At 46.1% G+C, this 15,423-nt stretch carries 15 protein-coding genes; 8 read left to right on the top strand and 7 right to left on the bottom strand.

Annotation, left to right across the window (positions count from 1 at the left end; genetic code table 11):
* Window positions 1–2: 2 nt before the first annotated feature.
* Window positions 3–1,301, top strand: coding sequence for an O-antigen ligase family protein (locus HPC38_RS05660; protein WP_208120313.1), 1,299 nt, complete (start codon window positions 3–5; stop codon window positions 1,299–1,301).
* On the opposite strand, the gene HPC38_RS05655 is transcribed toward HPC38_RS05660, so the two are convergent.
* From HPC38_RS05655 to dnaA, 5 genes are all read right to left on the bottom strand, one after another.
* Window positions 1,288–2,049 (bottom strand): glycosyltransferase family 25 protein, encoded by a 762-nt coding sequence (locus HPC38_RS05655; protein ID WP_208120312.1) that lies wholly within the window; start codon window positions 2,047–2,049, stop codon window positions 1,288–1,290. The two genes, HPC38_RS05660 and HPC38_RS05655, sit on opposite strands and share 14 nt — an antisense overlap.
* A 15-nt stretch (window positions 2,050–2,064) precedes the next feature.
* Window positions 2,065–4,491: a DNA topoisomerase (ATP-hydrolyzing) subunit B gene (gene gyrB / locus HPC38_RS05650; RefSeq protein ID WP_208120311.1), complete on the bottom strand. Its 2,427-nt coding sequence runs from the start codon at window positions 4,489–4,491 to the stop codon at window positions 2,065–2,067.
* Window positions 4,492–4,586: 95 nt separating this feature from the next.
* On the bottom strand, window positions 4,587–5,666 hold the full coding sequence (gene recF / locus HPC38_RS05645) for a DNA replication/repair protein RecF (RefSeq protein ID WP_208120310.1): 1,080 nt from the start codon (window positions 5,664–5,666) through the stop codon (window positions 4,587–4,589).
* 2 nt (window positions 5,667–5,668) lie between these two features.
* Window positions 5,669–6,769 (bottom strand): DNA polymerase III subunit beta, encoded by a 1,101-nt coding sequence (gene dnaN, locus HPC38_RS05640; protein ID WP_208120309.1) that lies wholly within the window; start codon window positions 6,767–6,769, stop codon window positions 5,669–5,671.
* 12 nt (window positions 6,770–6,781) lie between these two features.
* Complete coding sequence (gene dnaA, locus HPC38_RS05635) at window positions 6,782–8,152, bottom strand: chromosomal replication initiator protein DnaA (RefSeq protein WP_208120308.1); 1,371 nt, start codon at window positions 8,150–8,152, stop codon at window positions 6,782–6,784.
* A gap of 346 nt (window positions 8,153–8,498) precedes the next feature.
* On the opposite strand from dnaA, the gene rpmH reads away from it, so the two are divergent.
* The 7 genes from rpmH to HPC38_RS05600 all read left to right on the top strand — a co-directional run bounded on the left by rpmH (window position 8,499) and on the right by HPC38_RS05600 (window position 14,104).
* Window positions 8,499–8,633, top strand: coding sequence for a 50S ribosomal protein L34 (gene rpmH / locus HPC38_RS05630; protein WP_084255372.1), 135 nt, complete (start codon window positions 8,499–8,501; stop codon window positions 8,631–8,633).
* Window positions 8,634–8,641: 8 nt separating this feature from the next.
* A complete protein-coding gene (rnpA, locus tag HPC38_RS05625) occupies window positions 8,642–9,016 on the top strand; it encodes a ribonuclease P protein component (protein ID WP_208120307.1) in 375 nt (124 codons plus the stop codon).
* Window positions 8,971–9,246: a membrane protein insertion efficiency factor YidD gene (gene yidD, locus HPC38_RS05620; protein WP_208120306.1), complete on the top strand. Its 276-nt coding sequence runs from the start codon at window positions 8,971–8,973 to the stop codon at window positions 9,244–9,246. The genes rnpA and yidD overlap by 46 nt, the downstream gene beginning before the upstream one ends.
* Window positions 9,246–10,880: a membrane protein insertase YidC gene (gene yidC / locus HPC38_RS05615; RefSeq protein WP_208120305.1), complete on the top strand. Its 1,635-nt coding sequence runs from the start codon at window positions 9,246–9,248 to the stop codon at window positions 10,878–10,880. Before yidD ends, yidC begins: the two co-directional genes overlap by 1 nt.
* Before the next feature lie 65 nt (window positions 10,881–10,945).
* Entirely contained in the window at window positions 10,946–12,307 is a 1,362-nt protein-coding gene (gene mnmE / locus HPC38_RS05610; protein WP_208120304.1) for a tRNA uridine-5-carboxymethylaminomethyl(34) synthesis GTPase MnmE, read from the top strand.
* A gap of 112 nt (window positions 12,308–12,419) precedes the next feature.
* Window positions 12,420–13,364: a bile acid:sodium symporter family protein gene (locus HPC38_RS05605; protein ID WP_208120303.1), complete on the top strand. Its 945-nt coding sequence runs from the start codon at window positions 12,420–12,422 to the stop codon at window positions 13,362–13,364.
* A complete protein-coding gene (locus tag HPC38_RS05600; protein WP_208120302.1) occupies window positions 13,364–14,104 on the top strand; it encodes a YwiC-like family protein in 741 nt (246 codons plus the stop codon). The genes HPC38_RS05605 and HPC38_RS05600 overlap by 1 nt, the downstream gene beginning before the upstream one ends.
* Here HPC38_RS05600 and HPC38_RS05595 read toward each other — a convergent pair.
* A complete protein-coding gene (locus tag HPC38_RS05595) occupies window positions 14,078–14,545 on the bottom strand; it encodes a GAF domain-containing protein (protein ID WP_208120301.1) in 468 nt (155 codons plus the stop codon). The genes HPC38_RS05600 and HPC38_RS05595 overlap by 27 nt on opposite strands.
* A 66-nt stretch (window positions 14,546–14,611) precedes the next feature.
* Entirely contained in the window at window positions 14,612–15,412 is an 801-nt protein-coding gene (locus HPC38_RS05590) for a MetQ/NlpA family lipoprotein (protein ID WP_208120300.1), read from the bottom strand.
* Window positions 15,413–15,423: the final 11 nt, after the last annotated feature.

Here is a 15,423-nt window from a genome sequence, read left to right as displayed (position 1 = left end):
TTATGATTAAACAAAGTCTTATTTATTTTAAATCAACTTATTATATTACTTTTATCTCTTTACTGGGGTATGCACTATTTAAATACGCCAATCGTGCAGTAGGTGATGTCTTCTTAACGGTTTTATTGCTCGGTTTTATCGTTGCATTATTTAAAGATTCACTTTTGCGCAAAGACACGATGCTGAAACTCTTTCTTGCTGCGGTTATTGTCAGTGTAGTGAGTTTTTTCTTCAATAAAAATAGTGGTGATTATCGTCCAGACCATTTTTCTATTAGTCCCTTGGGTAATCTTTTTTATTTCGTTATTTTGGGTTACTTCCTTCAGGGGAGCTTAAAGAAAACTGCACTTTTCTTGGTCGCTTTATGTCTTGGCATCACGTTGAGCTACATACTCAACAGTGGCGTTTTTTTGCATGAATTTGCGTTGGTAATGCAGGGTGAACGCGTTGATTTTGGTTTGGTAAATGCCAACCATACAGCGACTATCGCAGGTGTGGCGATGGTATTGAGCGGAATTTTTCTCTATTGGTTAGTTTCAAGACGTGTTGTGTTATCTTTAAAGGTAAGAATAGCATTTGTATTCTTTGCTGTTATCAATTTTGTCGTCAATGCAATAGTGGTCTATGGCACTAAATCGCGAGAAGTTTGGTTGGCGCTGTTGCTGGTTTTTATCTTGGCGTTGTGTTTTTTACTTTACCGTTTTTTATTTCAGCAGCGCAGTGTTGCTAAGTTGATTGTATTGTTAGGTGCGTCATCCGTTTTATTATTTTCGGCTTATCACCAACCTGAAATCAATAAAAGAGTGACAGAGGAAATCTATATTATTAATGATTTTATTCATAAAAATGTGAAAGATATTCCCTCAAGCAGCACAGGGTTGAGAATAAAGTTTGTCTATTCAGCCTTGCCGTGGATTGAAAAATATCCAGTATATGGCATGGGGCATCGTGATGCACGGGATTTTGTGATTAAAAAATCCACCTTATTTGATCAAGATGTCAAAAAGAATTATTCACATCTTCATAATGGTTTTGTCGAAGTGTTAGTCGGCTATGGTATTATGGGTTTGTTGGTTGTGCTGGGGATTTATACTCTGCTGATCCGCGCAGTGGTTAAAGCAGCGCCACAACAGTACAAAGCATTTTTGCTCTTTGCGAGTATCGCTTTTGTTATTTATTTTTCAACCATCAATATGTTTGAGTCTTTCCTGTTCTTCAAAACAGGGGAGTATATTCAAACCGCACTTTTAGCTGCGATATATACCTTTGTGATTAAAAGGCAACAGATTAACGCTGCTTAGCTTTTGAAAAATATTTTGCGTGATAACAAAAGCGAGCGATATTATCTTTTGTATTATAGTATTCACGACAGATTTTTTGTAACACAGTTAATTTTGATGTTTGATCGTTTTTCGCTTGAATAGTGGACTCAAGGCTTTCTTCAATCTCTACACACGGTGGGATCAGTGCAAAGTTTTCTAGTCCATTTTCAAAACAACGCGCCATTTGGTCATCAACTGGATAAATCACTTCTTGGAAATAATTGATGAGTAATCTTGCCGTCTCGGGTGTGATTAAGTAGGCAAGTGTTCCAACATAGTCTTTATAATATTTCACAATGGAGAAGTCACAACGCTGCTCGATCATATAATAATGGCTTTTACGGTAATTTTTATGCAGCCATAAAAAGCGGTAGTTGGCGGCAAATTGTGAAGCTTTGGCGTAAAAACGAGCAAAGTGCGGTGTCAGCTTGACATCATCTTCCAGCACAATTAAAGGCGTGTTTTCATCGATACATTTCTGCCACACAAGATAATGGCTAGCAATACAGCCTAGTTGTGACAATGTGAGTGTATTACCTTTGCGTCGCAAACGCGCAGGCTCATTATAGTGTTGAAAAAGTGGATGATTGGGCTCTTTTTTGCCATGCACAGCAGGGAAAAAGGTGAAATCAAAAACCAAATCCTCATGGGATAAGCGTGCAAATTGCGCCTGCATATACGCTCTGCGATCATGAGAATCGGGCAAATTGATAATCACAATTTTCATATTATTCCCTACGTATTACACATCCACATTCGCTTTTAATGCGTTGCTTTCGATAAATTCGCGACGCGGTTCGACTTCATCACCCATCAAGGTAGTGAAGAGTTGGTCGGCGGCGACGGCGTCTTTGATGGAGACTTGTAGCATATGGCGCGCGGTTGGATCCATCGTGGTTTCCCAAAGTTGCTCAGGATTCATTTCGCCCAATCCTTTGTAGCGTTGTACACTCAAACCACGGCGGGATTCTTTCACCAGCCAGTCAACAGCCTGCTCAAAGCTTGCAACGTTTTGTTTGCGCTCGCCTCGCATGACATAGGCGTCGTCTTGTAGTAAATCGCGTAATTGCGCGCCCAGTGCTGTCAGGCGCTGGTATTCAGATCCTGCGATAAATTGATAATCGAGATGATAGTCGTTATCAATGCCGTGCGTGCGTACAGTGAGTACCACTTCATACACATTGCGTTCGCTGTTGTGATTTAATTTAATAGTGTAGTGATTGCCTCCCACGTCCTTGCGTTGAAGATTGTTCAGCACGTCGTCTGCCCAGCTTTGCAACCGCACTTTGTCGGTGAGCAGTGCATTGTCAAGGTTCGGCGCGTAAATGAGTTCCTTTAAAAGTGCGGTCGGGTAATTGCGAGCCAAACGGGCAATCATTTTATGCACGCTGTTGTATTCGGTGATCAATTTCTCCAGCGCTAGCCCGTTCATCACAGGCGCGCCTTCTGCGACATATAAACCTGCGCCATCAAGGGCGATCGCCAGTTCATATTCGGTCATGGCATCGTCGTCTTTGATATATTGCTCTTGTTTGCCTTTTTTGACCTTATACAGCGGCGGCTGAGCAATATACACATACCCTTTTTCAATCAGTTCTGGCATTTGGCGGTAGAAGAAGGTCAGCAACAGCGTGCGAATGTGTGCGCCATCCACATCCGCATCGGTCATGATGATGATTTTGTGGTAGCGCAGTTTTTCTGGGTTGTATTCGTCACGCCCGATGCCGCAGCCCAGCGCAGTGATAAGCGCCGCCACTTCTTGGGAAGAAAGCATTTTGTCAAAGCGGGCTTTTTCCACATTGAGGATTTTCCCTTTTAGTGGCAAAATCGCTTGGTTTTTACGGTTGCGGCCTTGTTTAGCCGAGCCACCTGCTGAGTCCCCCTCCACGATATAGAGTTCAGAAAGTGCGGGGTCGCGCTCTTGGCAGTCGGCTAATTTTCCTGGTAAGCCGCCTAAATCCAGCGCCCCTTTGCGTCGCGTCATTTCGCGTGCTTTACGTGCAGCTTCACGCGCGCGCGCTGCGTCAATGATTTTACCTACAATGATTTTGGCATCCGTTGGGTTTTCTAATAAATAGGTTTGCAGTCGCTCACCCATGGCGGATTCCACCGCGCCTTTCACTTCAGAGGAGACCAACTTATCTTTGGTTTGCGATGAAAATTTCGGATCGGGCACTTTGACGGAAATTACGGCCACCAACCCTTCACGAGCATCATCGCCCGATGCGCTGACTTTGGATTTTTTACTAAAGCCTTCAGCTTCCATGTAGTTATTCAGCGTGCGAGTCAATGCTGCACGAAAGCCTGCTAAATGGGTACCCCCGTCGCGTTGAGGGATATTGTTGGTGAAACAATAGAGATTTTCTTGGAAGCCGTCATTCCATTGCAGCGCCACTTCCACGCCGATGCCGTCTTCTTTTTCAATGGAGAAATAAAACGGCTGGTTGTGGATCGGGTTTTTATTTTTGTTTAAATATTCCACAAATGCGCGAATGCCACCTTCGTAATGGAAGTGGTCAGATTTGTCGCTACGTTGGTCAATTAATCTGATCGACACACCTGAGTTCAAAAACGATAGCTCGCGCAGGCGTTTGGCCAGCAGTTCGTATTCAAAATGGATATTGGTGAATGTAGCGGGGCTTGGCCAAAAGCGCACGGTGGTGCCAGTTTGTTGTGTTTCACCGATGACCGCCAACGGTGCTTGTGGCACGCCAAGGCTGTAGAATTGCTCGTGCACTTTGCCTTCACGACGAATAGTTAACTGTAATTTGTCAGACAGCGCATTGACCACAGACACGCCCACGCCATGCAAGCCGCCAGAGACTTTATAGGAATTGGCGTCAAATTTACCCCCCGCGTGCAGCACGGTCATAATCACTTCTGCGGCGGAAACGCCTTCCTCTGGGTGAATGCCGACAGGAATACCGCGCCCGTCGTCTTGCACGGAAACCGAGTTATCGGTGTGGATGGTCACAATAATATCGTGACAAAAGCCTGCCAGTGCCTCATCAATGGCGTTATCCACCACTTCAAACACCATATGGTGCAAGCCACTGCCGTCATCGGTATCGCCGATATACATGCCAGGGCGCTTGCGTACGGCGTCTAGCCCTTTTAATACTTTAATGCTAGAAGAATCATAAGCTGTTGAGTTGGTGTTTTCTGACATAGTTTTTAAGCTCGTTTTTGTCTGCGAAAATTGGAAGAATTATAGCAAATTTTGTGCTTTTTCGCACGCCTTTATTGGCTATTCGTATACAGAATTTAGCGCTGGCGGGAAACAGTGCCGTTTTCTATGGTAAAAACCGCACTTTGCTCAAGTGGCATTTGCTGGAGTTGGTTGAGATGAATGGCGCTGATAAACACCTGCGATTGGCAAGCCTGAAGGCGTTGGGCAAGCAACTCACGCTTGTGTTGATCAAGTTCAGAGGCAAAATCGTCAAGCAAAAAAATGCAGTGGCGCTGGCGGCTTTGCATTAAGTGTTCTCCTTGCGCAAGGCGCAAGGCGCAGATCATCAATTTTAATTGCCCGCGGGAGAGCACGTCATCAAGGGGAATGCCGTTGGCTTTAAGACGCAGGTCGGCTTTTTGCGGGCCAGCAAAAGTGTAGCCGAGCTGTTTGTCGCGTTCAAAGCCCATTTTGAGTACATCGGCGAAATCCTGCGTTTTATCCCAGCCATAATAAAAGCGCTGCTGGATTTCAATTTCAGGCAAGAAAAGCTGGCAGGTTTGTTCGATATTAGTGGCGAGCGCCAAGGCATACGCTTCGCGCCATTGGCTAATTTGCTGCGCCAGTGGAATCAGTTCGTTGTCCCACAGTGTCATGTCGGCATAGCGGCGCGCGCTGAGCAGTGCAGCGTTGCGTTGTTTGAGCACGCGACGCAAGCGGTTCCATAACGAGAAAAATTGGCTATGCTGGTGAAATAATCCCCAGTCAAGAAACGCACGGCGAAAACTTGGCCCGTCGCTGAGAAGGCTTAAGCCCTCGGGGGAAATCATTTGAATGGGTAGCAGGTGTGCAAGATCGGCAATTTTATTACCATCTTCGCCATTGATTTTCACCGTGCTTTGCCCTTGGCGTGTTTTTTGTAAGCCCACCGACCATTTACCCTGCGCGTGGTGAATGTCGGCAAACAGGGTAAAGTGCGGTTGGTCGTAGTGGATAATGCGCTGGCTGACCGCACTTTTAAATGAGCGGCCGTGCCCGAGATAATAAATCGCCTCCAGCAGGCTGGTTTTGCCGCTGCCGTTGTTGCCCACAATAAAGTTAAAGCCGTGATTTAATTCTAAATCAACGGCTTGTAAATTGCGAAAGTGATCGACAACGAGCCTTGCAAGAGCCATAACTATAAGCGCATTGGCATGATCACATACTCAGCATAGCTGTCGTTACAATCCTCCAACAGGCAGCTGGAGTTGGCATCACTGAAGCGAAACCGCACTTTGTCACATTTGAGTGCGTTGAGGACATCAAGCAAATAGTTGACATTAAAGCTGATTTCCATTTCCTCGTTATCGTATTGAATATCCAGCACTTCCTCTACCACATCTTTTTCAGCGTTACTAGAGGTGATTGCCATTTGATTCGGGCTTAATGCAAGGCGCACACCGTGCATTCGCTCACTGGATAAAATCGCCGCGCGGGTGAAAGCTTGTTTTAACACTGTCCAGTCGGCTTCAATAATATGATCAGCGTTGCGTGGCAGCACGCGACGATAATCAGGGAAACGCCCATCAATTAATTTTGAGGTAAACACCGTGTGTTCAAATTGCACACGGATATTGCTGGTGCCGATTTGAATGCGCACTTGTTCTTCAGGCTCGTTGAGCAGGCGTTTTAACTCAAGCACCCCTTTGCGAGGCACAATCACGGCATGATTAGGCAAAGGTTGCTCAAGCGCCATGGTACACACCGCCAAACGATGGCCGTCTGTTGCAATGGTGCGCAGCAAATTGCCTTCGGTTTCAAACTTCATGCCGTTTAAGAAATAGCGCGCATCTTGGTTGGCCATGGAAAACTGCGTGGCATCAATTAAGCGAATCAAGGTATCTTGCGCCACGGTAAAATCCACCTCTGCTTGCCAGTCGGTTAGGCTTGGGTAGTCAGAGGCTGGCAGGGTTGACAGCGTGAAACGGCTACGACCCGAGCTTATCACCGCGCGGTCATCTTCAAACGTGACATCAATTAAGGCGTCATCAGGAAAGCTGCGGCAAATGTCCAAGAATTTTTTGCCTGGAATGGTGTAAAATCCGTCTTGGCTGGCACTTTGCAACGGTGACTGGGTGGAGAGTTCAACTTCTAAGTCGGTGCCCGTCATAATCAAGCGCTGTGCGTCAATTTGCAGCAATAAATTGTGCAAAACGGCTGTTGGTGGGCGCGAATTCAGCACGCCACAGACCTGTTGTAATGGTTTAATCAAATTTTCACGGCTTATTGAAAATTGCATAGCGGCCCCTTTTTAGGCAGATAAAATACGAATTAAATTAGAAAAATCTTCTTGGATATTATTATCTTTTTCGCGTAATTCTTCAATCTTCCGACAGGCGTGTAACACCGTGGTGTGATCGCGATCGCCAAATAATTTACCAATTTCAGGCAAACTGCGGTTAGTCAACTCTTTGCATAGTGCCATCGCCAGCTGACGCGGGCGGGCAATAGAGCGGAATTTTCGCTTGGAGGTGAGATCGGAGACTTTGATTTTGTAATACTCCGCCACGGTTTTTTGAATATTTTCCACCGTGACTAATTTATCTTGCAGCGCGAGCATATCTTTGAGCGCTTCGCGTACAAAATCAATGGTGATTGGCTTGCCAGTGAATTGTGCATAGGCTGCTACGCGATTGAGCGCACCTTCTAATTCGCGTACATTAGTGCGCAGTTTCTGCCCGATAAAAAACGCCACTTCTTCAGGCAAATTAAGGTGGTTTTCTTCGGCTTTTTTCATCAAAATCGCCACTCGTGTTTCCAAATCAGGGGGTTCAATGGCAATACTCAAACCCCAACCAAAGCGTGAACGTAGACGGTCCTCGATTTTTTCAATCTCGCGCGGATAGCGATCGGAGGTGAGGATAATTTGGTGATTGTGTTCAAATAGGGCATTAAAGGTGTGAAAAAACTCTTCTTGTGAGCCTTCTTTGTTGGAGAAAAATTGAATGTCATCGATCAAAAGCGCATCAAGACTGCGATAAAAGCGCTTGAAGTGCTCCATTTTATCGTTGCGCAGTGCTTTCACCATCTCTTGCACAAAACGCTCAGAGTGCATATACACCACTTTCGCCTGCGGATTACGTGCGAGAATTTCATTGCCAATGGCATGCAGCAAGTGTGTTTTCCCCAAGCCCGTGCCGCCGTAGAGATAAAGCGGATTAGAGTTGGCACCGCCTGGGTTGTCCGCCACTTTTTGCGCTACGGCGCGCGCCATTTGGTTGGATTTCCCTTCCACAAAGTTCTCGAATGTCTGCTTGGTATTTAGCCCAGAACGGTAAGCTTCTGGGGCGTTGTTCGCTGATGTGGCAGGCATTTCAAGTGCTGGTGGCTCAGCAGTAGGCGCTGATGCGGGTGTCAGTGCTTTAGGTTTGATGCCTTCAACGTATTTAATTTTGCCGACCGCACTTTCACTTAAGCCTTTTATGATTTCCACAATCAGGCTGTGGAATTTATCTTGCACCCACTGAATGATAAAGCGATTGGGTGCATACAACAACAGCGTGTCGTTTTTCACCTCAGCTTGCAATGGCTTGAGCCACATGCTGAAATCATTTGACGACACTTGATCTTGCAGTTGAGAAAGACAATTTTGCCATAAATCTTTCCAAAGAGAAGACGACATGTAAAACTCCATTGGGTTATCCCCATTTTCTAAACGGGAAGTACGGTTTTTGTTAATAATACCGAAAAGAGGAGTAAAAATCCCGAGTTTACACACAAAAAAACACAAAAAAAGTGCTTGCAATTTTGCCTTAAACATTCTAACTGCTTGCTCTCGGCGGCGTAGTGGTCGATCGGAAAAAGTGCGGTGACAAAATTTCACGCTGTTTTGTGCAATCTTATTTGACACTTGCGCCGTTTACGATTAAAATTCGATTCCTTATTTTTGGGCTAACTTTCGATTGCCCGTTTTGGGCGATAGCCTTAACCTTAAAACATTAGAGTTTAACGATAAGTAGAGATTAATTATGAAACGTACATTTCAACCATCCGTATTAAAACGTAGTCGTACTCACGGGTTCCGTGCGCGTATGGCAACAAAAAACGGTCGTCAAGTGTTAGCGCGTCGTCGTGCCAAAGGCCGTAAACGTCTATCAGCTTAATTCTCACCTTGAGTGGAGTTAAGTATCCTTTCTCTCGGGAGTTACGCCTGTTAACTCCCGAACAGTTTACCTTTGTTTTTCAACAGTCTGTCAAAGCCTCTCGCCCTGAAATCAGCATTATTGCCCGCGCCAACCATTTAGGCTTCCCACGTTTGGGATTAACCATTGCCAAAAAACACGTTAAGCGTGCTGTGGTGCGCAACCGCATCAAACGCGTGTGCCGTGATTATTTCCGGCGCAACCAACACAATTTGCCCGCGATGGATTTTATTGTGATTGCCCGCAAAGGCTTAGGAGAGATGGATAACAAACAGCTGTTTGAAGTGTTGGACATTTTATGCAATCGTCATCGTCGCTTGGCGCGAAATGCCTCATTGGGCTGATCAAAGGCTATCGCTTGGTCATCAGCCCGCTGCTCGGTCCGCGTTGTCGCTTCACGCCAACGTGCTCGCAATATGGCCTTGAGGCGATAAAACGCTTTGGCGCATTAAAAGGTGGTTGGCTTACGCTCAAACGTGTATTAAAATGTCATCCTTTAAGTGCTGGTGGATATGATCCCGTGCCTGAAAAACAATGTGAACACTCAACCCATAACCAACACAGAGAAAAATAATGAATTCTAAACGTAGTTTATTAGTGATTGCACTCGTCTTTATCTCTTTCTTGGTGTATCAACAATGGCAAATTGACTATCATTCGCCAAAAGCTGAAACGCCAGCGGCCAGTGCAACAGCCACCACAGTCGATAGCAACAGTGATACACCAGTAAGCAGCCAAGCAGCTCAAAGTGCGGTTGACTCACAAGAAACAGGCAATGTGGTGACCGTTGAAAGTGACGTATTACGCCTGAAAATTGCCACCAATGGTGGTGATATTGTGGATTCTGAACTGTTGCAATACAACGCAGAGTTGAACTCAGATAAGCCTTTCTCACTGTTGCAAAATGACAAAAACCTTGTTTATGTGGCGCAAAGTGGCTTGGTGGGTAAAGACGGGGTTGACACCCGAGCAGGGCGCGCGCAGTATAGCGTGGATGGCAATGCGTTCACGTTAGCCGACGGGCAAGATGAATTGCGGATTCCTTTTGTGTTGGAAAAAGACGGCATGAAAGTGGAAAAAACATTCATCGTGAAACGTGGTAGTTATGTGGTTGATGTGGTTTACAGCATCACCAATAACCGCGCTGAGCCGATTGAAATTCAGCCGTATGCGCAAATTAAACATACCTTGATTGAACACTCCACCAACTTGGCAATGCCAACCTATACGGGGGGCGCTTATTCCTCTTCAGAAACCAATTATAAAAAATACAGCTTTGAAGACATGGAAAAGGCGAACTTATCAATTGCGACTAAGCAAGGCTGGGTGGCGTTGTTACAACACTATTTCGCTACTGCTTGGATTCCAAATCAGCATGAAGACAATCAGCTTTACACCAGTACCAACAAAGATTTTGCTTTTATTGGCTTCCGTGCGCCGAGCATGGTGATTCCAGCAGGCGCCACTCAAAGCGTGGAAAGCAAATTGTGGACAGGCCCGAAACTGCAAAACCAAATGGAAGCAGTGGCACCGCACTTAGACTTAACCGTGGATTATGGTTGGGCGTGGTTTATCTCTAAACCGCTGTTCAAATTGTTGCAATTTATCCAAAGCATTGTGTCAAACTGGGGATTGGCAATTATCTGTGTTACCATCATCGTGAAAGCGATTTTGTATCCGCTGACCAAAGCGCAATACACCTCAATGGCAAAAATGCGTATGCTACAACCACGCATTCAAGAGTTGCGTGAGCGTTTTGGTGACGATAAACAACGCATGAGCCAAGAGATGATGCGTTTGTATAAAGAAGAAAAAGTGAACCCATTGGGTGGTTGTTTACCTATTCTATTACAAATGCCAATTTTCATTGCCCTTTACTGGATGTTTATGGAAGCGGTGCAACTGCGCCATGCGCCATTCTTCGGCTGGATTCAAGATTTATCCGCGCAAGACCCTTACTATATCTTGCCAGTGTTAATGGGTGCATCTATGTTCCTGCTGCAAAAAATGTCGCCAACCCCTGTGGCTGACCCAACTCAGCAGAAGATCATGACCTTTATGCCAGTGGCATTTACCTTCTTCTTCCTGTGGTTCCCATCTGGCTTGGTGCTTTACTGGTTAACCTCAAACCTGATCACCATCGCGCAACAGCAATGGATTTATCGCGGGCTTGAGAAACGTGGGTTACATTCCCGTAAGAAAAAATAATTCTTAAAGGCACTCACTGAGTGCCTTTTTCATCGTTCACCAAAAAGTAAAGTGCGGTTAGCATTATGAAAAATGAAACGATTGTGGCGCAAGCCACCGCCCCTGGCCGTGGTGGGATTGGCATTTTGCGCATCTCAGGGCCAAAAGCGACAGCGGTGGCGCAGGCGATTTTAGGCAAATGCCCTAAAGTGCGGTTGGCAGAATATTTGCCATTTAAAACCCTTGATGGGCAAGTGCTGGATCAAGGCATCGCGCTCTATTTCAAAGCGCCTCATTCTTTTACTGGCGAAGATGTGCTGGAATTGCAAGGCCACGGTGGGCAAGTGGTGTTGGATATGCTGCTTGAGCAAATTTTAAAACTGGATGATGTGCGCCTTGCTCGCCCAGGCGAGTTTTCAGAGCAGGCCTTTTTGAATGACAAGCTCGATTTGGCGCAAGCTGAAGCCATTGCCGATTTAATTGACGCCAGTTCTGTGCAGGCAGCACGCAGTGCGCTGAACTCACTGCAAGGGGAGTTTTCTAACAAAGTTAACACGCTGGTCGATATGTTGATTTACCTGCGCACTTATGTTGAAGCAGCGATTGATTTTCCTGATGAAGAAATTGATTTCCTTGCCGATGGCGTGGTGGAAGGCAAACTGAATGAGATCATTGCGCAACTGGCCAAAGTGCGGTCGCAAGCGCACCAAGGGGCGATTTTGCGTGAAGGCATGAAAGTGGTGATTGCAGGGCGTCCTAACGCGGGCAAATCCAGCCTGCTTAACGCGTTGGCAGGGCGTGAGGCAGCGATTGTCACTGACATTGCGGGCACCACGCGCGATGTGCTGCGCGAGCATATTCACATTGACGGCATGCCACTGCATATCATCGACACCGCAGGCCTGCGTGAGGCGAGCGACGAGGTGGAAAAAATTGGCATCACCCGCGCGTGGGCAGAAATTGAACAGGCCGATCATGTTTTACTGATGATTGACTCTGCTGCACCACAAGCCGAGCAGCTCGATTTTGCCAGCCGTGAATTCCTCGCCCGCTTGCCTGAGAATATGCCACTGACGGTGATTCGCAACAAAGCCGACATCAGTGGTGAAGCTGAAGGCCAACGCGTTGAAAATGGCCGCACGGAAATTACGCTGTCAGCCAAAACTCAAGCAGGCCTTGACTTGTTGCGTGAGCATTTGAAAAAAGCGATGGGCTATCAAGCCAGCCCCGAAGGCGGCTTTTTGGCGCGCCGCCGCCATTTGGATGCGCTGTCACACGCCGCTGAATGTCTTGAACGCGGGCATACGCAACTGGTAGAGTTTCACGCCGGCGAATTACTCGCCGAAGAGCTGCGCCTTGCGCAAGACGCACTGAGCACTATTACAGGTCAATTCACCTCAGATGACCTGCTGACGAGTATTTTTAGTTCGTTTTGTATTGGTAAGTAATTACTTACACCGCACTTTAGATAAAAAGTGCGGTTTTTTTGCTGGTTGTAAATTGAACTTACTTTTCAATTTTGGTAACGTTACATCTCCATTTATTTTATAGAGAAAAATTATGCAAGCGTTAGTTAAAATTAGCCAATTCGCGGGCAAAACCTTCGCTGTTTGGGTTTTGCTGTTCGCTTTTTTAGCCTTTCAATTTCCTGATACCTTTAAGCCACTATTGAGCTATGTTCCTTACCTCTTGGGTATTGTGATGTTCGGCATGGGCATTACGTTAACTTTTCATGACTTCAGTGAGGTTGCACGCCATCCAAAATCTGTGTTTGTGGGAGTTGTGGGACAATTTGTTATTATGCCAGCCATTGCATTTGCCCTCGCAAAAGGATTTGCATTGCCAGCAGAGCTGGCAGTGGGGGTGATTTTGGTTGGCTCATGTCCAGGGGGCACATCATCTAATGTGATGACCTATCTTGCCCGTGGTAATACCGCGCTTTCTGTTGCATGCACCACAATTTCTACCTTGCTTGCCCCGATTTTAACACCTGTTGTGTTTTACGTGCTCGCCAGCCAATGGATTGATATAAATGCTATGGCGATGTTTATTTCTGTGCTGAAAATGGTGCTATTTCCGATCTTCTTAGGCTTGGTTGTGCGCGCACTATTGAAACAAAAAGCGACACAGTTAAGTCAAGCTATGCCGTTAGTTTCTGTGATCGCCATTGTTTTAATCTTAGCGGCAGTGGTGGCTGTAAGCAAAGATAAACTTATCCAACTTGATGCGTTTTGGCTGATTTTCGGTGTAGTTGTGTTACACAATGGTCTAGGCTATTTAGTCGGCTTTCTAGCAGCAAAACTGTTCCGTCTAAGTACTTTTGACAGTAAAGCGGTGGCGATTGAAGTGGGTATGCAAAACTCTGGTCTTGGCGCGGCGTTGGCTGCGGCACACTTAAACCCTGTGGCGGCTATTCCAAGTGCGGTTTTCAGTTTCTGGCATAATGTGTCAGGCCCGATTTTGGCAACCTTTTTTGCCGCAATGAAAGAAAAAGATCGCCACTAATGAAACTTTACGTTTCTAATCAGCACGGCGCCATTGTGATGGCGCTACTGCCTTTTTTCTATGGCATGTTGACAAGCGATCCACTGTGGTGGCATGTGTCATTGCTGTTGGCGTGGTGTTGTCTGTATCTGTTTACGTATCCGTTTTTTAATCTGTTTAAACAGCGCAATCTGGCGCTTAATCGCCGCTGGGCGGTACGTTATGCCCTGAGTGCGGTGATTTTTGCACTGCCAGCGCTGTATTATAATCCTGCGGTGGCGTTATTTTTGTTACCAATGTTGCCCTTTGCGTTGGTGAATGTGCATTATGTTAAAGCTAAAGATGAGCGCGCGCTAGGCAACGACATTGCCGCCATTGTGATTTTTGGTATCGCGGGCATGGCGGCGTACTATTTCCCGCACCGCACTTTTGATGCCCAAATTTGGTCTGTATTTTGGCTGCCAACCCTGTTTTTTATTGGCACCACGTTGTATGTGAAAACCATGCTGCGTGAGCGTAAAAACGTGCGTTATCTTTATGCGTCTTATGCTTATCACATCGCATTGCTGCTGTTGGTTGGCGCATGGGTCAACCTGCCGACCGCACTTTGCTTTTTGCCTGCTGCCTTGCGCGCGCTGATTGCACCGCACTTTCGCTTAACGGTCAAGCAGGTGGGCATTTTAGAATTTATTATCAGCGCGCAGTTTTTGCTCAGTATACTTGCTGTCAATTTGTTATTTTATGCCGTGAATGTGGCTTAAGTGCGCACCCAGCAAGGAAGCAATCTCGTTTAAGCCGTGTTCATCTACATCAGTAAAACGGTTTAATACGGGGCTGTCGATGTCCAGCACGGCGATGATCTTGCCGTTTACCATAATTGGTAGCACGATTTCCGACTGGCTTGCACTGTCGCAGGCAATGTGGCCTGCAAAGTCATGTACATTGGCTACGCGCAGCACACGTCTTTGCGCCACCGCACTTCCACATACTCCTTTGCCGACAGGGATGCGAGTGCACGCCACTTTGCCTTGAAATGGCCCAAGGGTCAGCGTGTTGCCCTTGAGTAGATAAAATCCTACCCAGTTGATGTCGTTCAAGATATCGTTGAGCAGCGCGGCGCTGTTGGCAAGCACGCTGATGGTATCATCGTCATCACTGATTACCGCGCGTAAGGTTTTGGCCAGTAGGGCATAGTCTGTCATGTTCTCTCCATAAAAAAGCCGAAAGCGAACTTTCGGCTTGAACTGAAAATACAAAGTGCGGTTGGCTTACCAGCCTTTCACCACAGAGTCTTTGAACTCTTCCATCGCCTTTTTATATACTGGCTCAGAGTTGTAGGCTTTAACAAAGTTTTTCACATCTTCATCATCTTTGTTGTCTTCACGTGCCACGATGATGTTGACGTATGGAGAGTCTTTGTCTTCAACAAAAATTGCATCTTTGCTTGGATAAAGCCCCGCTTGGCCTGCGAAAGTGTTGTTGATGATGGCCAAATCCACTTCTGGTAACACTTGGGTGATCAAGGCTGCGTCAAGTGAGCGGATTTTTAAGTTTTTCGGATTTTCCACAATGTCCAATTCTGTTGGAGTTAAGCCTGTGCCTTCTTTTAATTTCAACAAGCCTTGGGCTTGCAGTAAAAGCAGTGAGCGACCGCCGTTAGTTGGGTCGTTTGGAATGGCGATGGTTGCACCATCTTTTAACTCATCAAGATTTTTAATTTTTTGTGAGTATGCTGCAATTGGATACACAAAAGTATTCCCTACAATCACTAAATCCGTCCAGCCGCGCGCTTTCGATTGTGAGTCTAAATACGGTTTATGTTGGAATGCGTTGGCATCAATGGATTTTTCTTCCAATGCGGCATTTGGGGTAACATAGTCTGAAAATGGCACTAATTCTACTTCAAGACCGAATTGATCTTTGGCTACTTGTTTTGCAGTCTCTGCTACGGTCATTTCAGGACCGTTTTGCACGCCGATTTTCACTTTGCCATCTTTTGCAAATGCAGATGTTGACAGCGCTAAGGTTGCGGCAACCGCACTTAGGGTAAAGAGAGATTTTAATTTCATAATTAACTTCC

This window comes from Spirabiliibacterium pneumoniae (genome assembly GCF_014884995.1).
Taxonomy (GTDB): Bacteria; Pseudomonadota; Gammaproteobacteria; order Enterobacterales; family Pasteurellaceae; genus Spirabiliibacterium; species Spirabiliibacterium pneumoniae.
This window is presented reverse-complemented; position numbering and strand designations above follow the sequence as displayed.